We start from the raw sequence: 25,575 nt of genomic DNA on the forward strand, positions 1-25,575 counted from the left end.
ATTTAACTATGGAAGAGAACAACGTGCCTAAAGAAAATAAATTTGATTTCTCCGATGAAGAGAAGCAAAAAGAAGCAGTAGATCAAAAAAAAGAAGCAGTTAAAAAAGATGCTAAAGGGTTATTTAAAAGTATCAAAACCTTTATGCAAGAGCTGCTCGATTTTAGAGAAGATACAGATAGAGATGCGACTATTGAAGCCATAAAAGCAGATATTCCTTTTAAAGGAGCGACAGCATGGATTTTAATATGTTCTATATTTGTGGCCTCTATTGGTTTAAATGCGAATAGTACTGCAGTTGTGATTGGAGCCATGTTAATATCTCCATTGATGGGACCAATTCTTGGTGTTGGATTATCTATTGCTATTAATGATATTGATACACTTAAACGCTCGTTAATCAACTTGGCAATAATGATTGTCCTTAGTTTGCTAACAGCCTTTTTGTTTTTTAGATTTTTTCCGTTAAGTGAGGATACGTCAGAGCTTTTAGGTCGTGTGCAACCAGATATACGTGATGTGTTAATTGCTTTTTTTGGAGGATTAGCTTTAATTATTGCGCGTACAAAAAAAGGAACGATAGCGTCTGTTATTTTTGGAGTTGCTATTGCGACAGCATTAATGCCACCGTTATGTACAGCAGGTTACGGATTGGCAAAAGGTAATTGGACCTACTTTGGTCAAGCCATGTATTTGTTTACTATTAACACGATATTTATTGCCCTAGCGACGTTTGTAGTTCTAAAAATATTGCGTTTTCCAATGCTTAAATATGCTAATTCTGCAAAACGTAAACGTACCGCAAGAATTGCTTCTTTAATAGCTATTATTGTGATGGTACCTGCGATGTTTACATTTTTAAGTGTTCTTAGAGAAAGTCAATTTAAAGTAGATGCTAAAGATTTTATTAGTATCGAGCTTAAGTCATTACCAAACGCTAGTTATATTCAAAAGTATGCAACGCCTAATTATTCGCCTACTGGTGAGTCTAATATAGAGCTGACTACTTTTGGTACAGATGTGATTTCGGATGATATGAAACATTTCTTAGAAAATAGATTACAAGAATATACGTATTTAAAAGAGTCTAAATTATTAATTAATCAGAGTAAAAACAGACAGATTAATAATCTAGAATACATGGAAGAGTTGCGTACAAGAGACTCGTTAGACTTAATGAGCCAGCAACAAAAAATAACGTTTTTAGAAGATAAAGTAAGAGCATTGTCTAAACTAGAACGTGGGTATGTTCCTTTTGAAGAATTAACGAAAGAGGTAAATATCAATTACGAAAACATCAAGTCATTATCTTATGCTAGTGTGGTGAATTCTAACTTTAAAAGTATTGATACTTTAGCGGTGTTTCAGGTAAAATGGAATGATAGTTTAGTGGATGCAAAGCAAGTGTCTAAAGAAAAAGATAAACTATACCGTTGGTTAAAATTAAAACTAAAATTAGATACTTTAGTGGTTAAGCAGATAAAGTAACTTTTAGGTTTTTATAAGAAATGTTATATGTGCTATAGTATCTGTTTTATTCAGAAACAAAGCGAAGCATCTTTAAGTCTTAAATTATAGATGCTTCAATACGCCTTCCGAATTTCAATACTGTTTAATTTTATTAAAATGAAGAGATACAGGTATTCTAGCTAATTGTAGTGTCATTCACGAGCAAAACGAAGCCTGTCTAATTTGTTATATAATAGATTGGTCAGTCGTCTTTCTGCTGAGTAACGATAATAATGTCGTTAAGATTTAATACGGGCTGTTAACCGCGTTCCTCCAAGTACATTTGACGTACTTTTTTGAATAGTTCAGACGAGTATACAAAATCAGTAACTGCTTCGTTATCTGTTTTAAAAATATCATAACGAGAACCTTCCCATTCTTTTAAACCATTTTTAAGAAAGACAATTTTTTCTCCAATTTGCATTACAGAGTTCATGTCATGCGAATTTATAACGGTTGTAATTTGATACTCTTCAGTAATTTCTTTAATTAAATTATCTATGACAATAGACGTTTTTGGATCTAAACCAGAGTTCGGTTCGTCGCAAAACAAGTATTTTGGTTTGTTTACAATGGCGCGTGCAATTGCAACACGTTTTTGCATTCCTCCAGACGCTTCACTTGGCTTTTTATGATGTGCGTCTCCAAGATTCACTCTATTTAAAACAAAGTTGACACGATCTTCCATTTCGCTTTTACTCTGTTTAGTAAACATTTGTAATGGAAACATTACATTTTCAGCAATAGTCATCGAATCAAACAACGCACTACCTTGAAAAACCATTCCAATATCGGCTCTAAGTTCTCTTTTTTGGTCTTCGCTTAATTGTGAAAATATTTTACCATCGTAGGCAATGCTACCTTCTTCATAATCAAATAAACCGAGTAGGCATTTTATAAATACCGTTTTACCAGAACCACTTTGTCCAATGATTAGATTGGTTTTTCCTTTTTCAAAAGTGGTTGTAACTCCTTTTAAAATATGAGCGTCTCCAAAAGATTTGTGTAAATTTTTTACTTCAATCATTGACTTAGTAGGAGTTGAGTTAATATATAGTTTACAAGAATAATCATGACACTAGTCCAAACAAATGAGGTTGTACTAGCTTTACCAACCTCCAAAGCACCACCTTTCATGTAATACCCATGATAAGAAGGGACTGTCGCTAAAATAAAAGCGAAGATTAATGTTTTTATAAAGGCGTAAGCCATGTGAAACGGCTTAAAGTCTAATTGTATTCCTTCAATGTAATCCGGCATTGTTGCATAGCCACCATAAACACAGGCTGCTAATCCCCCTACAATACCTAAAAACATAGAGATTGAGATAACAAAAGGGTATAACGTTAAAGCTATAAACTTAGGGAAAACCAGGTAGTTTAAACTGTTGATCCCCATAACTTCTAAGGCGTCAATCTGTTCTGTAACACGCATGGTTCCAATACTAGAAGTGATAAACGAACCTACTTTTCCTGCCATGATTATTGACATAAAAGTGGGTGCGAATTCTAGAATAATAGATTGTCTAGTTGCAAATCCAACGATGTTTTTTGGAATTAATGGACTGTCAATATTTAATGCGGTTTGAATGGTAACCACGCCTCCAACAAAAAAGGAGATAAAAGCGACAATACCGATGGAACCGATAATTAAATCGTCAACATCTTTTAGTATTAATTTTTTCATTACAGACCACTTTGTAGGCTTCCGAAACATCTCGATAACCATTAAAAAGTAAGTCCCAATATAGTGTAGGTAATTCATGCTTTATTTGTTACTGCTAAAATATAAAATTCTAGTAGGTATTTGACCCTAATTTCAAATTAGATGTTTAAAAACTGTATTTTTGTGGTTCAAAATTAAATTATCCAAAATGAGAGCCATAGTATCAGTATTTGTTATTTGTTTCTTGCTAAGTTGCCAGTCACAAAAAAACATCATTAAATCTAATGTTACCACAATTAACGAACAGCCAAAATTAGTCATTGGTATTGTAGTAGACCAAATGAGGTACGATTATTTAACACGTTTTTATAGTAAATATGGCGAAGGTGGTTTTAAAAGATTAATGAACCAAGGATTCAACTGTAAAAACAATCATTTTAATTATGTACCGACTTATACAGGGCCTGGACATGCGTCTATATTTTCTGGGACAACGCCTAAAATGCACGGTATAATATCTAATAATTGGTATGATAAAGTCTCTGATAGTTACGTCTATTGTGCAGGAGATACAACAGTGCAGTCAGTAGGGACTACTAATAAAGCGGGGCAAATGTCACCACACAGATTAAAAACAACGTCTTTTGCTGATGAGAATAGACTGTTCACGCAAATGCGAGGGAAAACTATTGGAATCTCTGTAAAAGATAGAGGTGCTATTTTACCAGCAGGACATACTGCTAATGCAGCTTATTGGTTTCATGGGGCAGATGAAGGACATTTTATTTCTAGTACCTATTATTTAGAAACATTACCAAGTTGGGTACAAGATTTTAATAATACGGCTAAAGCCGAAAGCTATTTAAAGGAATGGAATACATTATATGATATTAAGACATACACTGAAAGTGGGAGTGATTTGAACGCTTTTGAAGGTGGTTTTAAAGGAAAGAAAACAGCAACGTTTCCTTATGATCTAAAAGCATTAAGTGAAACTAATAGGGGGTATGATATTATAAAAGCAACACCTTATGGGAATAGTCTTGTGGCTGACTTTGCAATCGCAGCCTTAGAGGGTGAGCAGTTAGGTCAAGATAATATTACAGATGTTTTAACGGTTAGTTTTTCTAGTACAGATTATGTGGGACATAATTTTGGAGTGAATAGTAAAGAGGTTGAAGACACCTATATTAGATTAGATAAGGAAATAGAACGTTTATTAAACGCGTTAGATACTAAAGTAGGTCAAGGAAATTACACCTTATTTTTATCTTCGGATCATGGAGCAGTAGAAGTGCCCTCTTATTTAGAGTCTGTAAAGGTGCCAGCAGGATATTTTGATACGGATGCGTTTAAAACAATGTTAAACGAATCTGTTATTTTTAATTATACTGGAGAAAAACTGATAAAGAACATAAGTAATAATCAAGTGTTTTTAGATCGTGAAACGATTAAAAGTTATGGTTTAAACTTAATAGAGGTGCAACAAGAGCTTGTTAATATTATGATTGAGTATCCCAAAGTTTATAAAGCTTATACGGCAACAAGTATGACTAGTACCGAGTTTTCTAACGGTGTGGAAAGCTTACTTCAAATGGGCTTTAATCAAAAGCGCTCTGGGGATGTTTTATTTGTATTAGATCCAGCAGTGATTAGTTACAGTAAAACAGGATCTACTCACGGATCAGCTTTAAATTATGACACGCATGTACCCTTATTGTTTTTCGGAAAAGGCATTAAAACAGGAAGTACCTTACAACACACTACTATTCCTGATATAGCACCAACAATGTCGGCGTTATTAGGGATAAGTTTTCCTAATGGAGCAACAGGATCGCCTTTAGAGTTTGTTTTAGAATACTAATTATAACTGATAGTAACGTTGCTTTAATCTTTAACGAGCGAAGTTGAAATAATAATGCCCCACTTAAACCAAGTTTAAGTGGGGCATTATTTATTTAGAGATAATAGTACGACATATACTACTGTGGTGCATGGACATAATAATTCAATGGGTATTGTTCTTTTAAAACGTTACGAGTAGATTATATAAGTAATTTACTTTATTGTGGTAGAAAGACCAGGCAATACATTTGAAGTGATTGTTAGCTTAAAAGTTAGGCTAATTATTTTCTATATAAAAAGTAATTGTCGACCAATTCGATATAAGTTTCTTTAGCTTGATCTGTAGTAATATCTTTAATTTGAAATAGGGCATTCGCTTTAAAAGCATTTATGATACGCTTTTTACTGCTTGGGCTTTCGTAGTTGTTTGTTGCTTTTTTGTAGTATGCATATAACCGAAGCAGGAAGTCTGCAGGAAAAGGTTCGGTATGCGCGTTTATGCGGTCTACCGCTTCTTCAAAAACAATATTTAATTCTTCACTAGTCATGCTCTTAGATTTCGGCAATAATGCTTTCTCCACCTTTAACTTTTTGGTTTAAGCTTACCTTGATATTAGTATCCAAAGGTAAAAATAAATCTACTCTTGACCCAAACTTAATAAAACCCGAGTCTGTACCTTGTATTGCAGCGTCTCCTTCTTTGGCATAATTAACGATACGTTTTGCTAAAGCTCCGGCAATTTGTCTGTATAATACTTTACCATAAGATGGGTTGTCTACAACAACTGTTGTGCGTTCATTTTCTGTACTTGCTTTTGGATGCCAGGCAACTAAATATTTTCCTGGATGGTATTTGCTATAAGCTACTTGCCCTCCAATTGGATAACGGGTAACATGTACATTAATAGGCGACATAAATACGCTAACTTGTAGACGTTTTTCTTTAAAATATTCAGGTTCAAAAACTTCTTCGATAACAACAACTTTACCATCTACAGGAGAGACTACTGTATTGTCATTTAGAGATGTTACTCTTTTTGGATTTCTAAAAAATTGAAGTATAAGAAATAGAAAAACAAATAGTGTAAAAAATAATAAGTACTGTAACCATTGAAGGGATACAAATTTATCTACGACTACTGCAAGAATACCCACCAATAAAAAGGTGATTGCAATTATTTTAAAACCTTCTTTATGAAACATAATTTAACATTCTTAGAAATAAATAAATAAAAGGAGCAGCAAAAATCATGCTGTCAAAGCGATCCATTAAACCTCCATGACCTGGCATAATTACACCACTATCTTTAACTTTTGCTTGGCGTTTAAACTTAGACTCGATTAAATCTCCAAGTGTGCCAAAAACACTTATTATAACGCTTAAAATTAACCAATGCGTAAAAGTTAGTGTTTGGTCTGTAAAGATATAAATAAAATAGCTGGCAATACACGCAAAAAATAGACCACCTAAAAAGCCTTCCACTGTTTTTTTAGGAGATATACTGGGAAATAATTTTTGCTTACCAAAATTTTTACCAACTAAATAAGCAAAAGTATCATTTACCCAAACTAGTATAAATGATCCTAGAACATATACTGGTGTAAACGTTTCATTGTGATTGGCTATTAATACTAAAAAGACAAAGCCACTGGATAAATAAAAGGTGGTTATTATGTAACGTTTAGAACTAAATAAAGGAATTGTTTTTTCTGAAAATAAATCCTTTATTAAAAGTAATTGAACAAAAAGAGTAATGACTTGCAGTATTTGTGTGGCCTCATCTAATCCTTTATCAGATTTTAAAACGAGTTGCCAATATCCAAAAATAAAATAAAGCACTATAAAAATAATATAGGGCACAATACTTTTAAGTTGGATTAGTTTACAAAACTCCATTAAACAGATAAACCCGAACACGAAAAATAACACAATAAATGCGTGTTGATTTAACAGTGAGGCTATTAGTAAACTTACGTATAAGAATCCTGAAAGTGCTCTGGTAAGGGTTTCGTTCATAAAACTAAAGGTCTTCTAAAAGCAACAAATATAAGTTTTTTGCACTGCTTCCGTAAGATAAAAAATCTTTTTCCTCTTGTAATTTAAAATGTTTGATTGTGGTGATGTTTGTAGGGATCCTACTGGTGTTTTTGTGTTTTATTTCTCTTAAGCCTTCTCCTATATTAGAAACAATTTGACTTGTAGTAGCAAAAACGATAACATTATTAGGGAATTCGTTAAGCTTTTTTTCTGCTAATTGATTGGAACATACTAATAACGAGCCATCGTTAGCAATTAAGTTTTCACAAGTTGTTATAAAATAGGTGCATTCTGATAAAGTCGTGCTTACTTTAAGTTGAGAGGATTTAAACTTCTCTTTTAAATTAGTATCGTAGAAAAACGCGGACGTCTCTTCCCAATTGTTTTCCAAGATGATATTATTTAGATTGTCATACACTTCATCCAAAGAATCACAATACAAGAATTTACCACCATTTTTTTTGAAATTTATGGTAAAACTTTCATCGATTGGTATTTCTTGGGTAGGCATGTACCTGCCTCTTTCGTCAGACTTTACTACCTCTTTTTCTTTTTGAGATTTAGAACTAAAAATTTTTCTAAATAGACTCATTTATATATTGCTAAAATCAAATTTCTACTTTGGGATAATCAAATATAAAAAATCTTAGACTATCTAGTGTGATAATCTAAGATTTTTAAGAATATAATAATAAAACAAGATTTACTCCTCTTCTTTTTTGTTTTCTATTTGTATCTTTTCAGATGGTTTTCTGTCAACTTCAGCAAACGGACGTTTACCTAAAATTTCTTCTAAATCATCTTTAAATATAACTTCTCTTTCGATTAGTCGTTCTGCTAACTTCTTCAAAACATCCTTCTTAGACTCTAATAAATCTAAAGCACGTTGAAACTCTGTTTCAACAATATTCTTTATTTCATTATCTATAAGCTCTGACGTTTTTTCGCTATAAGGTTTAACAAAGCCACTTTCTCCAGCTGGATCGTAATAAGTAATATTTCCTACTTTTTCATTTAGACCATAAATCATAACCATAGCTTTTGCTTTTTTGGTTACATTTTCTAAATCGCTTAAGGCACCTGTAGAAATCTCGTTAAAGATTATCTTTTCTGCCGCACGTCCACCCATTGTTACACAGATTTCGTCTAAAAACTTACTTGTTCTAGTAATAAAAGCTTCTTGTGGTAAATACCATGCAGCTCCTAAACTACGTCCTCTAGGCACAATAGTCACTTTTACTAAGGGATCAGCATGTTCTAAAAACCAACTAACGGTAGCATGTCCTGCTTCGTGGTATGCAATAGTCTTTTTCTCTTCAACAGAGAATAAATTACTGCGCTTTTCTAAACCTCCAACAATACGGTCTACAGCATCTAAAAAGTCTTGTTTTTCAACTGCTTTTTTATCATGTCTTGCAGCTATTAAAGCAGCCTCATTACATAAGTTAGCTATATCTGCTCCAGAAAAACCAGGTGTTTGCTTAGATAAAAATTCGACATCTAAGCCTTCTGCTTTTTTAAGAGGCTTAAGGTGTACTTCAAAAATTGCTTTACGTTCTGTTAAGTTCGGTAAGTCAACATGTATTTGTCTGTCAAAACGACCAGCTCGCATTAATGCACCATCCAAAATATCTGCACGGTTGGTTGCTGCTAATACAATAACGTTTGTGTTAGTACCAAAACCATCCATCTCTGTTAGTAATTGGTTAAGTGTATTTTCACGCTCGTCATTACTTCCTGACATGGCGTTTTTACCTCTTGCACGTCCAATAGCATCAATCTCGTCAATAAAAATAATGGCTGGAGATTTTTCTTTAGCCTGTTTAAATAAATCTCTTACACGAGAGGCTCCAACACCAACAAACATTTCAACAAAGTCAGAACCTGACAAAGAGAAAAATGGTACTTTAGCTTCTCCTGCTACTGCTTTTGCTAATAATGTTTTACCTGTCCCTGGAGGTCCTACTAATAAGGCTCCTTTTGGTATTTTACCACCTAAGTTAGTATACTTTTCTGGGTTTTTTAAGAAGTCTACAATTTCTTGAACTTCTTCTTTTGCACCTTCTAAACCAGCAACATCTTTAAACGTTGTTTTAACTTCAGAGTTTTCGTCAAAAAGTTTGGCTTTTGATTTTCCGATATTAAATATCTGTCCACCAGCACCACCTCCTCCTCCGGAAGACATACGACGCATTATAAAAACCCAAACACCAATTAATAAAATAAAGGGTAGCAAACTAAATAATAATTCTCCCCAAGGGTTACTGTCTATACTAAATGTGACTTGGGCAGCTTTATCCTTGCCTAATCCGTTATTAATCTCTTTTATTGATTCTTGAAACAAGGCTAAATCACCAAACTGAAAAGAATAGTTAGGTAGTTTAGTGGTTGTAGGGAAAATAGAAGTTGGTTTAGATTTTTTATGAATCTCTTTGGCTTCGGCTTCTTTTGTTAAATAAACTTTAGCTGTGGTTTCATTTATTATATCTACTTTTTCTACATCACCATCCCTTAGGTAATCAAAAAATTGAGATGGAGAGGTTTTAATTGCACTTTCAGAACTACCTGTAAAGAAATTAAGTGCGATTATAACAACGATAAAAGCGCCATAAATCCAATACATATTGAATTTAGGCTTTTTAGGAGCTACTTTTTTGTTTTTATCTGCCATGTAATGTGTTTAATAGTTTGTTTCGATAACGGTCACTTTTGCATCTCCCCAAAGACTTTCGATGTCGTAATATTCTCTTATTTGTTTCTGGAAAACATGTACTACTACGTTGACATAATCCATAAGTACCCACTCAGCATTATCTTCACCTTCTATATGCCAAGGCTTGTCTTTGAGTGCTTTACTAACTTTTTTCTGGATTGCGCTTACAATAGCGTTAACTTGTGTGTTTGATGTCCCTTCGCAAATTACAAAGTAGTCACAAACAGTATTTTCAATTTCTCTTAAATCAAGAATATTTATTTCTTTTCCTTTTACATCCTCAATACCTTCAACAATTGTTGAAATAAGGGCATCTATGTTTGGTTGTTCTTTCGACATTAATTATATTTAAATTTGTGCAAAGTTATTATTTTTAAGTTCTTTATACTCTAAAAATATCATAAGATTTTATAATACGAAGATAAATATTAAATATGCGTATAATCAAACTTAATGCCACCGATTCTACAAATAGGTTTCTTCGCAATCTAAGTTTAGAAACTCTGGTCAAAGATTTTACTACAGTAGTGACTAGTGATCAGACTCAAGGGCGTGGTCAAATGGGCACTAATTGGCAATCTCAACCCTTCAGAAACCTTACTTTTAGTGTGTATAAACAGTTTGGTGTTGTTAAATTTGAAGATCAATTTAAAGTTAGTATGGCAGTTTCTTTGGCTATTGTAAAAGCGTTAGAGCGTTTAAATATACCTAAATTAAGTATAAAATGGCCTAACGACATTTTGTCAGCAAATAAGAAGATTTGTGGTGTTTTGATAGAAAATGTCATAAAACAAAACAGAATAGAGTCTTCTATAATTGGTATTGGTTTAAATATTAATCAGGTGAAATTTGATAATTTACCGCAAGCAAGCTCCTTGAAAAGTATAACGGGTGTAAATTATAATTTGGATGAAGTATTACAAATTATATTACATCAAATAAAAACGGAGTTAACTTTTGTTGAAAATGAGTCTTCTGCTATTAAGGATAATTATGAAACCTATTTGTTTAGAAAAGAAAAACCTTCAACATTTGAAAAAGCTGAAGGTTTGTTTTCTGGTATTATAAAAGGTGTTTCTAATGAAGGTTTTTTAAAAGTTATGGTTGAGGACCAAATTTTAGAAACCTTTGACTTAAAAACTATTAAGCTACTGTATTAATTGCTTTTGGCATGTTTGTCGCTAAAGTTTCAATAAATTTATTGATTGGTCCTTTGATCATCATGGCCATCATTGCATTAAATTCGCCTTCAAAAGTTAATTGTACTTCTGTTTTAGTTGCTTCAATTTCAGTAATATCTGCAATTAGAGAAAAATCTAATTTTCCTCCTGCGGCACCTAAAACTATTTTGCTATGCGGTGTTACTTCTTTCTTTTTTAAAACTATTTCTGGCATTCCTTTTAGTGCGAATAAAAATTTATCTTCACCTAAGACTTCAAATTTACTGATGTTATCAGGCATTAAGCTTTTAAAATTTTTAACATCGCTTAAAAAGTTGAATGTGTTTTCTGCAGATTTATCTAGGATTGCTTTTGGGCTTTGTAATTTCATTATTTTGTATACTTTAATTTGGTTAATATTGAATTGTCCTAAAAAGGCACAATACATATTTTAATATCAATTAGCGTTCCAAACACTTGGATTAGCATTCCAAAGACTTAAGGTTGTTATTTCTTTTTCAGATATGTAATTGCTTGATGCGGCTTCGGTAAGTAGGTTTTCATAGTTACTCAGCGTATGTAATGTTAGGTCTTCGTTTTCGAAATTATTTTTAGCGACTTCAAAACCATAAGAAAAAATGGCAACCATACCTTTGACATTAACATTAGCTTCTTTTAAAGCTTTTACAGCATTAAGGCTACTTTTTCCTGTGCTAATTAGATCTTCAATAACTACTACGTTTTGTCCACTTTCGATATGGCCTTCAATTTGGTTTTTTCTACCATGACCTTTTGCTTCAGGGCGTACATATATAAAAGGTAGGCCTAAGTATTCTGCAACCAGCATACCTATACCAATGGCTCCAGTAGCGACACCAGCGATAACATCAGGTTTTCCATAATGCTCTTCTATAAATTTACTCATCTCTTCTCTGATGTAATTTCTTACTGGAGGATATGATAATATGACGCGGTTATCGCAATAAATTGGCGATTTCCATCCTGATGCCCAAGTAAACGGGTCATTAGGTTGAAGCTTAATAGCGTTAATTTGTAATAAAACTTTGGCGGTCTGCCTTGCGGTTTGTTTGTTGAAAATCATAGGACAAAAATACAGTTTTATTTAATTTTACTTAAAATTAAATTTAAAATAAATAAAGAGAAAGTGACAATGTCATTAATTTTAATATTTTTACGTATCTAAAACTAGTCTCAATATTCTATGCAACGTATTTTTGTTAACGATAAACCGATTTACCTAACTACAAAGGTTGAAAAGGAAACAGATTTTAAAAACTTCTTGCTTAAAGATGCCGATATAGAATTCGTACTTCAGACATTATCTAAAAAATCGATTAAGTCTGTTCGATTAATTGGACATAATGAAGACAAATTATTAAAGTCATTCAAGAAAAAACTACCCAATGTTATTGCTGGCGGAGGGAAAGTATATAATGATAAAAGGGAAATATTATTTATTTATAGAAATGATAAATGGGACTTGCCAAAAGGAAAGGCTGAAAAAAAAGAGACTATAGAAGAGACGGCAATACGTGAAGTCTCTGAGGAAACCGGGGTCTCTAAGCTTAAAATAATTAATCCGTTGCCAATAACATACCATGTTTTTAAAAGAAATGGTAAGGCTAAACTTAAAATAACCCATTGGTTTAAGATGCATACATCTTTTGAAGGGAAGTTGTATCCACAATTAAACGAGGGTATAACGGAGGTTAAATGGCTGGATGAGCAGGAAGTTAACGCCGCATTAGATAGGTCTTATGCTAATATTAAACTGTTATTTTAATTACTCACTAAGTCTATGATTATGAGTTGAATATGATGTAAATAATTAGTTAAAGAGGTGTTTTTCGTTTTAAGAATGACTTCTGGAACAAGAAGCTTTACTAAAAAGAGCGTAGTGATAAAATAAGCACTAAGAGTTTATAAAAAAAACCGTTACAGAAATGTAACGGTTTTTTTATGCTTTAAATTTTAAGGATGCTTTCTTTTAGAGTAGTCTTAATGCTTTCGGGCATTGTATTGTTGTTACTAAAAGATTGGTTTATTTCAATTTCAATTCCAGAATAATGCTCAGGAAACTGTTTTCTTAAAGTAGTGGTAAATCCATCAGCTTTGCCTAAATACGGATAGTTAAACCTAATACGATAGTTAGGATTTTGAGCAAGAATACTCTTTTTTAAAGCAACTGCTATTTCTTTTTCGTTAACTTTTCTTGAATCGAATAGTAAGCCGATATCACAGTTTCTTATCTCCTGGTTTAATTGTGGTGTAAAGGAATGGATGGATAAATGTATTACGGCGTTATTGTTTTTAATACTAGCTTCAATATAATCTGATACTGCACTTCTGTAAATTGTATAATACTTTTTAATAATTTGCTTTTTCGTGTTAATAGGAAGCTTTTTACTAAACTCTGAATACAAATTTTTGTGCAGTAAAGATCTGTTCAACTCTATTAGCAAGCGACTAGTGGTGCTGTAATTAGAATAATCCGCTAATGGCTGTAAATAATTAAAGGCATCTAAAGCGCCTAAATCATAACCTCTGTGCGTTTCAAGTACAGTGTTGTCCGGGAAAAGGAGTTTGTATTCCTCAGGAATAGTATTTCCGCCATGTTCACAAGTTATAACTAATTTCATTTTAAACCGTTGGTATAAATAGCGTGTTGTTTTGCAAACATTGTGCTAGCTGGTTGTAAATTTGAGTTATATGTTTAATTGAAGTGTCCTGTTTTAAAGCCGTGATAATTCTTGTAGATAATGTGCCATGCATAAAGATCGTTTCTAACGCGTTTTGATAGTCCTCAGAAATATTTTCTTTGACTAAGCTGTATAGATGTTTCCATATCTCTTTTACTGTGGCAGCTTCTTTTAAGTCAAATAGTTCTAAATAGTTTAAGTCAGAGATGATATACAGCTCTCCATCTTTTATAGTATTATTCAAAATGGCAAAAAGATCTTGTTTTAACCATTTTTTTTGCTTTTTTAGATTAACCGTTTTTCCATTTACTAAAAGTTTTAAAACTTCAATAATTAATGCGCAAATGGCAATATCTGCTTTTGGACATTCTTGTATATCTACTAATCTTATTTCAATAGCATTTCTGTCAAATCTAGCTATCGCACCGCGACTATTTAAAAAATGATGATCTAAAATATTATTAGTATCGTGTTTTTTTATGGCCTTTTTTATAGGTTCAAAAATAGTAGCGTGGTAATCTGCCTTAGTAAATACGCGTTCCGGAATAACTAATCCGGTCATTTCTGGGATTTCTTTTTGATTGGTTTTATAATACTCTAATCTAGAGTCTTTAAAACCTGTTACTTTTCCATCTAATATTGGTGAACTGGCACATAACCCAGGTATTAGAGGTAAAATAACTCTAACAGCTGCATGTAGCTTTTCAAACTCCTTATCATCATAAAAAGGAAGGTTAATATGTGTGCTCTGGACATTACTCCAACCATGACCTTTGCAGTCAAAAATCCTGTTGTACAACTCATACACTTCGCTATAACTATGCTTCCAAAGTTGCGTGTCCTTTAATGGATCCATTGTTGGATGACATGCTGTAGGGAGTAAATTAGTATGTAACGGTTTTAATAACGCATTAATTTCTAATACGTTTTTATGAAAGTCATTTGCAAGATTATCTAGGTTGCCAGTCGGTCCATTGGTTTTTAACTCAACCACATGGGCAACCAACTCATTGCTCCAGGCAATTGCTCCGTTTTCAATATCAGAAGTTAATTCGCCATTCTTTTTAGTTAATAAGACATCAACAATAGGTGCCACTTTAAAACTATTAGTGTTAACCAATATATATTCAAGCTCTATCCCATAGACCTCAAATAAGTGATACTTTTTACTCATAATTATTCCAATCTTGTTTTTAAAGCATTCAATATTTTTGTGTAAACTAGATCACCATAAAAGGCATCTTCAACTCCAAAGTCTATGTTAGGGTTGTCGTTAATTTCAATAACCATTGGTTTGTTGTCTACTACTTTTATATCAATCCCGTATAAACCTTTGCCCATCAATTTAGCCGATTTTATAGCCATAGTAATAACCGTTTTTGGTACGTCTTCTATAGGTAGGCAATCGGCATCACCATCTTGATCGTTTTTTTTGTCGGCATTCCAATTATAGATTTGCCAATGTCCTTTTGCCATGTAGTATTTGCAAGCATAAAAAGGGACATCGTCTATAATTCCGATACGCCAATCGTAATCAGACGGGCAAAACTCTTGCGCAATAATTAAGTCAGATTCTTTAAGCATTTCAGACACTAGCGTATTATATTCTTCAGCTGTTTTTGCTTTTTTTACACCAAATGAGAAGGTGCTATCTGGCGCTTTTAAAACGCATGGCAACCCAACTTGCTCTAAAACTAACGCTCTATTTTCTTTATGTACAATAATTGTTTTTGGCGTTGCAATATGCGCATTGTTTAAAGCTTCTGCCATATACACTTTGTTACAACATTTTAAAATAGCCTCTGGATAATCAATAATGGCAAGCCCTTCCTGTTGTGCTTTCCTAGCAAAAGCATAAGCTTCATTATTAACCTCAGTACTTTGTCTAATAAATAATGCGTCAAAAGAGGACAAGCGACTTAAGTCTTTAGGTTCTATGATTTCGGCATAAATATTCATTTTTTCAGCAATATCAATAAGCTTTTTTAAGGCTTTAGGGTTGCTTGGAGGTGCGGGATCGTTTGGATTAACTAAAATAGCTAAGTCAAAATCTGACGTCGTTAATTTAGGGGTGTCGTAACGTTTTTTTGCAAAATATTGATTGGCGAATACATTGACACTTTCGATATGATCGGCAGGAATTTCGGATTCTGAAATCGCTTTAATACTCTGTATGTTCCATTTGTTGTTATAATGAAACTTAATGCGTAAAAAAGGGACTTGAAAATGCTTATAAAATAAGCTGCTTAGCTCTTTATATTTCTGAGCTACATTTTGTCCAAAATAAATACTTAAGGTAAATTCTCTTGATTTAATACTTTTTAAACTTTGTTGGATAACATCATCAAATTCGTCTGAGACAATCTTAACTAATTTTAAAGTTTTTAAATCAACAATATTTGTAACCGTAGGAATGGCTAAATGGCCTCTAGCTTCTGCTAATAATGACACATAATACCCTTTAGACTGGTAGCTGTAATCTTTGCAAAGGTTAAATATTCTCGCTTTTTTTAAAAGTGAAAATTTAGGATTGGTAAGATAGTCTTGAGAAGAAATTACCGTAATATTCTCAATCGAAAAATGCCATTTTTCAGGTTGATTGACAACAATGTATTTGTTCATTTTATGCGATGATCGCGATATAATTTATAAGTAAAGTTATATTGTTTTTAAACTGGTTTTACAAAAAGTAAAACCAGTTTAGTTAAATTTTTAATAAATAATAACGTCTATTTTTTAGTCAAACTAAAAATGTCTTTACGTCTGTCTTTTAGGTTTCTAACGCTACCAAATTGGTTTAATTCGCGTAGTAAATCTATGTCCACATCTGCAATTAAAATCATTTCTGTGTTTGCTGTAGCTTCTGCTTTGATACCATTTGCAGGGAACGCGAAATCGCAAGGCGTAAACACCATTGACTGCGCATATTGGATGTCCATGTTGTGTACTTTCGGTAAGTTTCCAACGCTACCTGCAATAGCAACATAACATTCATTTTCTATAGCACGTGCTTGTGCACAATGACGCACTCTAGAATACCCATTTTGTGTATCTGTTAAAAACGGAACAAATAATATGTCCATCCCCTCATCAGCTAATAATCTACTTAACTCAGGGAACTCAGAATCGTAACAAATTAAAATTCCTATTTTTCCGCAATCGGTGTCAAATGCTTGTAGCTTGTTACCACCTTGCATACCCCAAACTTTAGCTTCGTCAGGTGTGACGTGTAATTTTTCATAACGTTCTAATGTGCCATCGCGTCTACATAAATAACCTACGTTATATAATAGATCGTCTTTCATCTCTGGAAAACTTCCTGTAATAATGTTGATGTTATATGTAATCGCTAATTCCGAAAAGCGTTGTGCAATCTCATCCGTATGTTTTGCTAATTCTCTAATAGCTTCGGACACTGGTAAATGGTTATTGCTAGCCATTAAAGGGGCATTAAAAAACTCGGGAAATAACGCAAAGTCAGAACGGTACCCAGATACGGCATCCACAAAGTATTCGGCTTGTTGCATTAATTCTTCCAAATCTTTATACAAACGCATTTGCCACTGTATAAGACCTAAACGGACGACCTTTTTCTTGGTAGCTGCTTTTTTAGATGGTTTTTTATAATAAATGTTATCCCATTCTAAAAGCACTGCAAATTCTCCAGAATCTTTATCACCTTCTAAGTAGCCTTTTAAAACACGCAGTGGGTGAAAATCATTTGATATTTGAAAGTTTAAAACAGAATCATGGATTTCCTTACGTTTCACTTTATCCATGTATTCCTTGGGCGTCATTTTGTCTTGGTGATTGTGGTAGTTTGGAATACGACCGCCAAAAACAATACCTCTTAGGTTAAGTTGTTCGCATAATTCTTTTCTGTAATCATACAAACGTCTCCCTAAACGTAACCCTCTAAATTTAGGTTTTATAAAAACATCAATACCATAAAGCACATCTCCAGATTTGGTATGTGTGTTAAAGGAGTAATTACCTGTAATATCCTCGTAGGTATGTTCTTCTTCAATCCTATCGTAATCTACTATTATAGATAAAGCGCAACCTGCAATTTGGTTGTTGATTTTAATAACAACCTGTCCTTCCGGAAACTTGTCTATTAAGGTTTTAATTTGATGTTCTCTCCAATATAAATGAGGCATAGATTTGTATGCCTCTTGCATAGCTTCTTTTAACTCTTGGTAATCATCTAGAGTTAGATATGCTAATTCTATATTTTCAATGTCTTGTGGGTTCATTTTTATTTACTTGATTTTTAAAGTAAATGTAGTTTAAAAACAAATTGAAAAAACAAACAAAAAAAATATTTTTTATATTTATTTTTTCACTCTAAAAACAGGGTATTGTAGGTGTGATTTTTCATAATTATCGCTGTGCTTATGAAGCCAGTCTAATTGTGAGTACCAATTACTTGCGAAATTTTTATCGTTATTTTTTTTGAGATTAAATTCTGTTTCTAGTTCGGGGTTTTTTGCCAATAAAGATTCGGCTTTATCTTCCCAAACGTAAGGCGAAAATCCTTCTTTTTGTTGCAAGATTGTATCAAAGAAATTCCAGTTGAAAAATGAATCTGGAGCTTGAGGTTCTAAAGTTTCAATTAGGTATCTAAATGCAGTTTGGTTGGTTTCAATTAAAACATCTCCTTTTTGGAAAATAATAGATTCTTCTGAAGCTTTTATGGACGTGTTATAATGTTGGTAATGTCCTTCATAAGCTTTTGTTCTAGTTTCAAAAGTGTCAATTTTATAAGATTGTACCGTTATTGTTGTGTCCTTTGTTAGTGTTTTCATTTCTACGTTATTCAACTTTAAAAGATCAATAATATGCCACCAACCTTGCGGTATGATATACGCTTTTGGAATACTAACCTCAACACTAGGTTTGAAGTGATTTTGATAGGCAATCGGTTTTGTAAAGGGTTTGCTGGTATCGTATTTTAAGCGATCGGCTTCGGTTATATTACTTGGTATTCTATGACCTTCAAAACCTTTAAATTGTAATGTTGTGGTTTTTGTGGTATCAATTTCCCATTGTAATGGATAAGTTGTTTTAGCTAACAGTTTTTGATTCGCCTCTAGGCGTAGTGTTTTTATTTGCTCATGGTCTTCTTCTATAATTTCAATCATAGATTTCATTAACTCGTAAGTGCCTTCTACACGTTGTTTATAAGGTTTAAGCATGTGTGTTTCTACCATCATACCCAAAGTATTAAATAATGTTGTGTATCCAGTAGAATAGCGTGGGCTGTCCATAAATTGACTAAATCCAGCTTCGGGAACTGTATTAAACACATTGACATAAGGTGTGATGTCCCATTTTTTGTCTGCTAATTTTTGCTCTAAATTTGGTTGCATCTTGGTGTGTAAATAATCTCCCAGTGATCCTCCTAGTTTATTATGTTGTGTAAATAAATGGGTTAAGGTGTATTGGTAATCCGCACCATTACTAACGTGGTTGTCAATAAAAACGTCAGGTTGTACTAAATGAAATATTTGTGCAAATGTCTTTGCGTTTTTAGTATCACTTTTTATAAAATCTCTGTTTAGATCATAGTTTCTGGCATTACCTCTAAAACCATACGCTTTTGGTCCATTTTGATTGGTTCTTGTGCCTGTGTTTCGGTTTAAGCTTCCACCAACATTGTAAATCGGAATGGTTGCTAATACAGTATGTTCTGGAACGGCAATCGTACCATTCGCAATATCTCTAAATAATAGCATGGTAGCGTCAATCCCATCGGATTCTCCGGGATGGATTCCGTTATTAATTAGTAAAATACGCTTGTCCTTTTTGATGTTTTCAAAGTTGAAATTCCCATCAGGATTTAATATTACTATATGTAATGGTTTTCCGGAGTCCGTACTACCAATAGAGTCGATAGATATTGAAGGAAACGCGGTCGCTAAATTGTTATAAAATTGAATAGTTTGATTGTAAGTCGCCGTTTCTAATCCCTTAGACTTCTCAAATACGGTCTCAAAATCAAAGTCAGTTTTGGTTGCAGGTTTACACGAAACGATTAAAATTAAAAGGACTAATATTTTTTTCATTGGTGGTTTTTTAAAACGTGGTTACACAAATATAATACTATAGACTTGTGATTGTTGTAATTAAACGTACTTTTGCAGCTTGAAAAATTGAAGATATGACTGAGTTTATTAGAAAAATAATCCCGAATGCAAAAGACGATGTATTAGCCGGAATAACAGTGTCTCTAGCTATGATTCCAGAAGTGGTGGCATTTGCGTTTGTAGCGCAAATTGATCCGTTAATGGCATTGTCGGGTGCTTTTATTATAGGTTTAATTACCGCTATTTTTGGAGGTAGACCAGGTCTGATATCTGGAGCAGCAGGAGCAGTAGCAGTTATTTTTGTAACGATGATCGCAGATGGACATACTAAAGGAATGTTGATGGATACGCCTATTGAAAATATGGGGTTTTTCTATCTGATGGCCTGTGTGGTTTTAATGGGAGTGATTCAAATATTAGCAGGTGTTTTTAAATTAGGACGTTTTGTGCGTTTGATTCCGCATCCAGTAATGATGGGGTTTGTAAACGGGTTGTCTATTGTAATTTTTATGGCACAGGTAAAAATGTTTTCTCATAAATCATTACAAGTTTCTGACGCTGGTGTTAAAGAATACATTAGTACTTACATGCAAGGGTCTGAATTATATATCATGATTGGGTTAGTATTACTAACTATGGGTATTATTTGGGGATTACCTAAAATAACTAAAAAATTACCGGCAGCATTAACTGCAATATTGGTGACTAGTTTAATAGTTATTGGTTTTAATATGGATGTGTCTACCGTTGGATCTTATATTCTTGAAGGTGGTGGTACAGGTTTAAAAGGTGAGTTTCCAACACCAAACATGGAACTTTGGGAGAAGTTACCGTTTAATTTAGATACTTTAAAATTTATTGCAATACCTGCATTTTTAGCAGCTTCTGTTGGATTAATTGAGTCTTTAATGACCATGAATTTGGTTGACGAGTTAACAGAAACTAGAGGTAATGGAAACAGAGAATGTGTTGCACAAGGTGCCGGAAATATTGTTTCTGGTCTATTTGGTGGTACTGGAGGTTGTGGTATGATTGGTCAAACGGTTATTAATATTAATGCTGGTGGACGTGGAAGATTATCTGGTATTATGATGGCAGTAACATTACTATCTTTTATATTATTTGCAGATCAGTTAATAGAAATGGTGCCAATTGCAGCGCTAGTTGGTGTAATGTTTATGATGGTTATCGAAACATTTGCTTGGTCAAGTTTTAGAATATTAAAGAAAATACCTAAGTCTGATGCAGTAGTACTTATTACAGTGTCCTTAGTAACTGTGTTTGAGGATTTAGCAGTGGCTGTATTTATTGGAGTCATAATCTCAGCATTAGTTTTTGCATGGGAAAACGCTACAAAAATTAGAGCAAGAAAACGTGTCAAAGCAGACGGAACAAAGATTTACGAAATCTGGGGACCATTATTTTTTGGAAGTATCCAAGCATTTAATGAGAAGTTTGATGCTAAAAATGATCCTGATAAAATTGAAATAGATTTTGTAGAATCAAGAATAAGTGATCATTCTGCTTTAGAAGCTATTTTTAATTTAGTCGAAAAGTATGAGAAAGAAGGAAAGCAAATCCGTTTAAAGCACTTAAGCGAAGATTGTAAAGTATTACTATATAAATCTAACCCTAAGTTTAGAGAAGTGGTTGTAGAGGATATTGACGATCCTAGATACCATTTAGCAGCTAATCCTGAGGATTTCCCTAAGCCATTATCAGAATATAAGTTTTAGGCTTTGACTCGGTCTTTGAATAGGCAGAAGTTAAAGGGGATAAGGCAGAAGTAAAAAGGCAAAAGAGATAGTCTTTAACTAAAAAAAAGCATCATGATTTAAATCGTGATGCTTTTTTTAGTTTTGCCTAATGCCTAATGCCTAATGCCTAATGCCTAATGCCTAATGCCTAATGCCTAATGCCTAATGCCTAATGCCTAATGCCTAATGCCTAATGTTTTGTCCTAACACTATCGGGTACTAAAACCGTATAGTCTCCATTGTTTCTAATAACCTCTCTAACAATAGAAGACGATATATAACTTGTTCTGGCAGCAGTTAGCAAAAACACGGTTTCAATTTTAGAAAGTTTACGGTTGGTGTGTGCAATTGCTTTTTCGAATTCGAAATCTGCGGGATTACGCAGACCACGTAATATAAATTGGGCATCTACAACTTTGCAAAAATCTATAGTTAAGCCTTTATAGGTTACAATTTTTACTTTTGGTTCGTCTTTAAAAGTGTCTTCTAAAAAGCGCTTTCTGTCTTCTAAAGAAAACATGTATTTTTTTTCAGAATTAACACCGATAGCAACAATAACTTCATCAAAAAGTTTGATGCCTCGTTTAATGATATCGTAATGACCTAATGTAATCGGATCAAAAGATCCTGGAAAAAGTGCGCGTCTCATAGTTTGTTTTTTAGTCTCTGTCAACATCGTAAATGGTTTTTTTTGCAAAAAGAGATTTTATTTCTGCTTTTGAATAACCATCAAATTCTGTAGTATAATTTTCAGGTTTGTCTATTTTGTAAGTCTTTGATTTTTTGTCAATAGACACATCATTATAAATTACAAAAATACTGTCGGCAGTAACTTTGTTAATCTTCATTGTACTGTAATATCCTTTTTGAGGTGTTTCTAAAGCGTAGACATCTCCCACCGCAGGATCTTCTATGTAGCGTTTTTCGTTTTCAGCATTTTGCTTACCAGAATATATTAATAAAGCTATAATAACAACTAAAACAGCTAAGCCACTAAAATACCAAATAGGATATTTAACATCCGCTTTTTCGATATTAAACTTTTCCCTAATCTGATTAGGAAGTGTTTTTAATGTGTAAGTTTTTTTGCAACTAGCACACTCTAATATATTTTCTTTTCCTATTGGAAACATTGGGATCCAATACAAATAAGCATATTTTCCAAAAATAGCATAATGCATGGTGCGTCCATCTTCACAATTGGGACATTTAATATTATTAAGCGTACCGTCTTTTAGTTTGGTAGCTTTGCTGCCGTAAAAAATCATGTTAGTTTTGGTTTGTTTTAGTTAATATTTAAATGTAGGCTTTTTATTTTAAAGCTTCTTCAATAGCGCTACTAAATAGGTCTTGCATAGATATCCCAGCAGCTTGTGCTTGTTGAGGTAAAATACTAGCAGTTGTTAACCCAGGAATGGTATTCATTTCTAATAAATGTGGCTCGCCATCTTTAAAAATAAATTCACTTCTAGAAAATCCTTTCATTTTTAAAACCTCATAGACCTTTTTTGCAACAGTATTGACTTGTTCTTCCTGTGTTTTTGTTAATCTTGCAGGCGTAATTTCTTGAGATTTACCTAAATATTTAGCTTCGTAGTCAAAAAAATCGTTCTCACTTACAATTTCTGTAATCGGTAATACTTTAGTTTCACCTTTATAAGTAATCACACCAACAGATACTTCGACACCATCTAAAAACGACTCTATTATAATCTCATCATCTTCCTTAAACGCAACGTCAATAGCCTGTTGTAAATCTTCTTTTTTGTGGACTTTACTAATACCAAAACTACTACCAGCTTTATTCGCTTTTACAAAACAAGGTAGGCCCACTTTGGCAACAATTTCGGTTTCATTAATAACATCTCCAAAATTAAGGTAATAGCTTTCAGCGGTTAAAATTCCGTAAGGTTTTAAAACACTTAAACAGTCTCTTTTATTAAAAGTTAAACCCGCTTGATACATATCACAGCTAGTTTGTGGCATGTTTATTAAAGCAAAGTAGCCTTGCATAAAACCATCTTCTCCAGGACTACCATGTATGGCATTAAAAACGCAGTCAAACGTTATTTTTATATCATTTATGATGACAGAAAAATCATTTTTATCTATAGTAAACTCGGTGTCGTTATCATCAACATACACCCATTTGTCTTTAAAAATATGAACACGAAACGCATTATATTTTGTGTTGTCTAAATTTTGATAAACAACGTTTCCGCTGTTAAGAGAGATCTTATATTCGCTAGAATAACCTCCCATTATTATGGCAATGTTTTTTTTCATTTAAATCAAAATTATTTCAGATATTCAATAAACCAGTAAAATATTCGTTTGGTAAAAATATCATTTATTTTATTCCGAAGATAAAACCTTTTAGTTTTTATATATTTGCCTACAAAAAAATAGTTAAATGAGTGTAATCAGTTTTCTTAAAAGTAAAGCGTTTTTTAAACAATTAGCAATAGCGGTAGTCGCAGTGGTTGTTATCGTGTTTTTAATGCTTAAGTGGTTGGATATAACGACTAATAATGGCAAGTTTGAAACCGTGCCAGATTTGACAGGAAAATCTATTAAAGTAGCAGAGATTGAGCTAAAACAGAACAATTTGGTAATGCAAATACAAGATTCGGCTAATTTTAACCCTGATTATCCAAAGTTTTCTGTTATAGAGCAGGACCCAAAAGTAAATGCACAAGTAAAAGAAAACCGTAAAATATATATCACCTTAAATCCCTCTGGATACCGTAAGATAGCAGTGCCTGATTTGCGTCAAAAAAGTTTTAGACAAGCAAAACCAATGATAGAAGCTTTAGGCTTTAAAATTGGAAAAACAACTTATATCGATAATATAGGAAAAAACATGGTCTTAAGCCTACGTCATAAAGGCAATGTTTTAGAGCCAAATACAAAACTACCAAAAACATCAGTCATTGATGTGGTTTTGGGTAACGGTAATCGTCCAGGAGGTAATTAATTATGAACGACTATACACCAGAATTACCCGAAGAAGAAGGAACGTTATACGAGCATCACTCGTTTGTAGCAGACAAAGGTCAAAAACCATTACGTATTGATAAATGGTTGATGAACAAAATCGAAAATGCAACACGTAACAAAATCCAAGATGCTGCCAAAAATGGAAGCATTTTTGTGAATGAAACTCCTGTAAAATCTAATTACAAAGTTAAGCCAGAAGATGCCATTGCAGTCCGTCTAGCGTATCCACCACACGAAAATCTTTTAGTAGGTGAAGACCTACCTTTGGATGTTGTGTATGAAGACGACCAATTATTAGTTGTTAACAAACCAGCAGGTATGGTTGTGCATCCAGGACACGGTAATTATTCTGGGACATTGATAAATGCATTAATATTTCATTTTGATAACTTACCAAATAACTCTAGTGATCGTCCAGGATTAGTCCACAGGATAGATAAAGATACCTCAGGATTGTTAGTTGTTGCCAAAACAGAAGTTGCTATGGCACATCTGTCAGCACAATTTAAAGCCAAAACTAGCGAGCGTGAGTACGTGGCCATAGTTTGGGGAAACATGGATGAGGAAGAAGGTACCATAGAAGGTAACATTGGTCGTCACCCAAAAAACAGATTACAAAATACCGTGTTTTTTGATGACGATGCAGACAAAGGTAAACCGGCAGTAACACACTATAAAGTTTTAGAGCGTTTAGGTTATGTTACTTTAGTGAGTTGCAAACTAGAAACAGGACGTACGCATCAAATCCGTGTCCACATGAAATACATTGGGCATACTTTGTTTAATGACGAACGTTATGGCGGAAATCTAATTTTAAAAGGAACCACATTTACAAAATACAAACAATTTGTAGATAACTGTTTTAAGGTATTACCACGTCAAGCCTTACATGCCAAAACCTTAGGGTTTGTGCATCCAACAACAAATAAGTTTATGAGCTTTGAGTCGCCAATTCCAGAAGATATAGCAAACTGTATCGAAAAATGGAGAGGGTATTCAAAACACATGGAATAATCAATTTTAAATAATTTGGACGTTACCCCTATCTTGATTTTTAGTATCAAGATAAGGGTCGCGCTA

General features: G+C 33.2%; 25 protein-coding genes. 7 read left to right on the forward strand and 18 right to left on the reverse strand.

The features are described 5' to 3' along the window. Window positions 1-8 precede the first annotated feature (8 nt). Window positions 9-1,487: a DUF389 domain-containing protein gene (locus E9099_RS10115; protein ID WP_136583505.1), complete on the forward strand. Its 1,479-nt coding sequence runs from the start codon at window positions 9-11 to the stop codon at window positions 1,485-1,487. 280 nt (window positions 1,488-1,767) lie between these two features. Here E9099_RS10115 and E9099_RS10120 read toward each other — a convergent pair whose 3' ends face one another. Together E9099_RS10120 and E9099_RS10125 are read right to left on the reverse strand one after the other, a co-directional pair. Continuing rightward, complete coding sequence (locus E9099_RS10120; protein ID WP_101020662.1) at window positions 1,768-2,535, reverse strand: ABC transporter ATP-binding protein; 768 nt, start codon at window positions 2,533-2,535, stop codon at window positions 1,768-1,770. Next, entirely contained in the window at window positions 2,532-3,272 is a 741-nt protein-coding gene (locus E9099_RS10125) for an MlaE family ABC transporter permease (RefSeq protein WP_101020660.1), read from the reverse strand. Before E9099_RS10125 ends, E9099_RS10120 begins: the two co-directional genes overlap by 4 nt. 109 nt (window positions 3,273-3,381) lie before the next feature. Between E9099_RS10125 and pafA the strand changes: the two genes are divergently transcribed. Further along, window positions 3,382-5,037 (forward strand): alkaline phosphatase PafA, encoded by a 1,656-nt coding sequence (gene pafA, locus E9099_RS10130; RefSeq protein WP_136583506.1) that lies wholly within the window; start codon window positions 3,382-3,384, stop codon window positions 5,035-5,037. A gap of 262 nt (window positions 5,038-5,299) precedes the next feature. Here pafA and E9099_RS10135 read toward each other — a convergent pair whose 3' ends face one another. The 6 genes from E9099_RS10135 to rsfS all read right to left on the reverse strand — a co-directional run bounded on the left by E9099_RS10135 (window position 5,300) and on the right by rsfS (window position 10,108). Further along, window positions 5,300-5,566: an acyl-CoA-binding protein gene (locus E9099_RS10135; RefSeq protein WP_136583507.1), complete on the reverse strand. Its 267-nt coding sequence runs from the start codon at window positions 5,564-5,566 to the stop codon at window positions 5,300-5,302. 4 nt (window positions 5,567-5,570) lie between these two features. After that, window positions 5,571-6,221: a phosphatidylserine decarboxylase family protein gene (locus E9099_RS10140; protein WP_136583508.1), complete on the reverse strand. Its 651-nt coding sequence runs from the start codon at window positions 6,219-6,221 to the stop codon at window positions 5,571-5,573. After that, window positions 6,211-7,035, reverse strand: coding sequence for a phosphatidate cytidylyltransferase (locus tag E9099_RS10145; protein WP_136583509.1), 825 nt, complete (start codon window positions 7,033-7,035; stop codon window positions 6,211-6,213). Before E9099_RS10145 ends, E9099_RS10140 begins: the two co-directional genes overlap by 11 nt. A gap of 4 nt (window positions 7,036-7,039) precedes the next feature. After that, window positions 7,040-7,648: an LUD domain-containing protein gene (locus E9099_RS10150; RefSeq protein WP_136583510.1), complete on the reverse strand. Its 609-nt coding sequence runs from the start codon at window positions 7,646-7,648 to the stop codon at window positions 7,040-7,042. A gap of 111 nt (window positions 7,649-7,759) precedes the next feature. Further along, window positions 7,760-9,727 carry an ATP-dependent zinc metalloprotease FtsH gene (gene ftsH, locus E9099_RS10155; protein WP_136583511.1) on the reverse strand — a complete coding sequence of 656 codons (1,968 nt, stop codon included), beginning with the start codon at window positions 9,725-9,727 and terminating at the stop codon, window positions 7,760-7,762. 9 nt (window positions 9,728-9,736) lie between these two features. Further along, a complete protein-coding gene (gene rsfS / locus E9099_RS10160) occupies window positions 9,737-10,108 on the reverse strand; it encodes a ribosome silencing factor (protein ID WP_090841523.1) in 372 nt (123 codons plus the stop codon). Between the two features lie 95 nt (window positions 10,109-10,203). Between rsfS and E9099_RS10165 the strand changes: the two genes are divergently transcribed. Further along, window positions 10,204-10,929: a biotin--[acetyl-CoA-carboxylase] ligase gene (locus tag E9099_RS10165; RefSeq protein ID WP_136583512.1), complete on the forward strand. Its 726-nt coding sequence runs from the start codon at window positions 10,204-10,206 to the stop codon at window positions 10,927-10,929. Here E9099_RS10165 and E9099_RS10170 read toward each other — a convergent pair. Further along, the gene (locus E9099_RS10170; RefSeq protein WP_136583513.1) at window positions 10,913-11,320 is read right to left on the reverse strand and encodes an SRPBCC family protein; all 408 of its coding nucleotides are present in this window, start codon (window positions 11,318-11,320) and stop codon (window positions 10,913-10,915) included. The two genes, E9099_RS10165 and E9099_RS10170, sit on opposite strands and share 17 nt — an antisense overlap. Window positions 11,321-11,386: 66 nt before the next feature. Then, window positions 11,387-12,031 (reverse strand): orotate phosphoribosyltransferase, encoded by a 645-nt coding sequence (gene pyrE / locus E9099_RS10175; RefSeq protein WP_136583514.1) that lies wholly within the window; start codon window positions 12,029-12,031, stop codon window positions 11,387-11,389. Window positions 12,032-12,151: 120 nt separating this feature from the next. On the opposite strand from pyrE, the gene E9099_RS10180 reads away from it, so the two are divergent. Further along, window positions 12,152-12,733 (forward strand): NUDIX hydrolase, encoded by a 582-nt coding sequence (locus E9099_RS10180; RefSeq protein WP_136583515.1) that lies wholly within the window; start codon window positions 12,152-12,154, stop codon window positions 12,731-12,733. A gap of 181 nt (window positions 12,734-12,914) precedes the next feature. On the opposite strand, the gene E9099_RS10185 is transcribed toward E9099_RS10180, so the two are convergent. The 5 genes from E9099_RS10185 to E9099_RS10205 form a co-directional block, all read right to left on the reverse strand. After that, window positions 12,915-13,589, reverse strand: coding sequence for an N-formylglutamate amidohydrolase (locus tag E9099_RS10185; RefSeq protein ID WP_136583516.1), 675 nt, complete (start codon window positions 13,587-13,589; stop codon window positions 12,915-12,917). 1 nt (window position 13,590) lies between these two features. Beyond that, entirely contained in the window at window positions 13,591-14,823 is a 1,233-nt protein-coding gene (locus tag E9099_RS10190; RefSeq protein WP_136583517.1) for a glutamate-cysteine ligase family protein, read from the reverse strand. Window positions 14,824-14,825: 2 nt separating this feature from the next. After that, complete coding sequence (locus E9099_RS10195; RefSeq protein WP_136583518.1) at window positions 14,826-16,271, reverse strand: RimK family protein; 1,446 nt, start codon at window positions 16,269-16,271, stop codon at window positions 14,826-14,828. A 107-nt stretch (window positions 16,272-16,378) separates the two neighbouring features. Further along, window positions 16,379-17,905 carry a carbon-nitrogen hydrolase family protein gene (locus E9099_RS10200; protein WP_136583519.1) on the reverse strand — a complete coding sequence of 509 codons (1,527 nt, stop codon included), beginning with the start codon at window positions 17,903-17,905 and terminating at the stop codon, window positions 16,379-16,381. Between the two features lie 78 nt (window positions 17,906-17,983). Beyond that, complete coding sequence (locus tag E9099_RS10205) at window positions 17,984-19,717, reverse strand: M14 family metallopeptidase (RefSeq protein ID WP_136583520.1); 1,734 nt, start codon at window positions 19,715-19,717, stop codon at window positions 17,984-17,986. 95 nt (window positions 19,718-19,812) lie between these two features. On the opposite strand from E9099_RS10205, the gene E9099_RS10210 reads away from it, so the two are divergent. Next, the gene (locus E9099_RS10210; RefSeq protein WP_136583521.1) at window positions 19,813-21,474 is read left to right on the forward strand and encodes a SulP family inorganic anion transporter; all 1,662 of its coding nucleotides are present in this window, start codon (window positions 19,813-19,815) and stop codon (window positions 21,472-21,474) included. 211 nt (window positions 21,475-21,685) lie between these two features. On the opposite strand, the gene coaD is transcribed toward E9099_RS10210, so the two are convergent. Genes coaD through E9099_RS10225 form a run of 3 tightly spaced genes read right to left on the reverse strand, consistent with a single transcriptional unit; the run spans window position 21,686 to window position 23,781 of the window. Further along, entirely contained in the window at window positions 21,686-22,144 is a 459-nt protein-coding gene (gene coaD / locus E9099_RS10215; protein ID WP_136583522.1) for a pantetheine-phosphate adenylyltransferase, read from the reverse strand. 10 nt (window positions 22,145-22,154) lie between these two features. Beyond that, on the reverse strand, window positions 22,155-22,763 hold the full coding sequence (locus tag E9099_RS10220; protein WP_136583523.1) for a hypothetical protein: 609 nt from the start codon (window positions 22,761-22,763) through the stop codon (window positions 22,155-22,157). A 43-nt stretch (window positions 22,764-22,806) separates the two neighbouring features. Beyond that, complete coding sequence (locus E9099_RS10225; protein ID WP_136583524.1) at window positions 22,807-23,781, reverse strand: D-alanine--D-alanine ligase; 975 nt, start codon at window positions 23,779-23,781, stop codon at window positions 22,807-22,809. A 127-nt stretch (window positions 23,782-23,908) separates the two neighbouring features. Between E9099_RS10225 and E9099_RS10230 the strand changes: the two genes are divergently transcribed. Next, the gene (locus E9099_RS10230; protein WP_136583525.1) at window positions 23,909-24,472 is read left to right on the forward strand and encodes a PASTA domain-containing protein; all 564 of its coding nucleotides are present in this window, start codon (window positions 23,909-23,911) and stop codon (window positions 24,470-24,472) included. 2 nt (window positions 24,473-24,474) lie between these two features. After that, the gene (locus E9099_RS10235; protein ID WP_136583526.1) at window positions 24,475-25,509 is read left to right on the forward strand and encodes an RluA family pseudouridine synthase; all 1,035 of its coding nucleotides are present in this window, start codon (window positions 24,475-24,477) and stop codon (window positions 25,507-25,509) included. Window positions 25,510-25,575 lie beyond the last annotated feature (66 nt).

It is taken from the genome of Psychroserpens sp. NJDZ02 (assembly GCF_004843725.1).
In the GTDB taxonomy this organism is placed as follows: Bacteria; Bacteroidota; Bacteroidia; order Flavobacteriales; family Flavobacteriaceae; genus Olleya.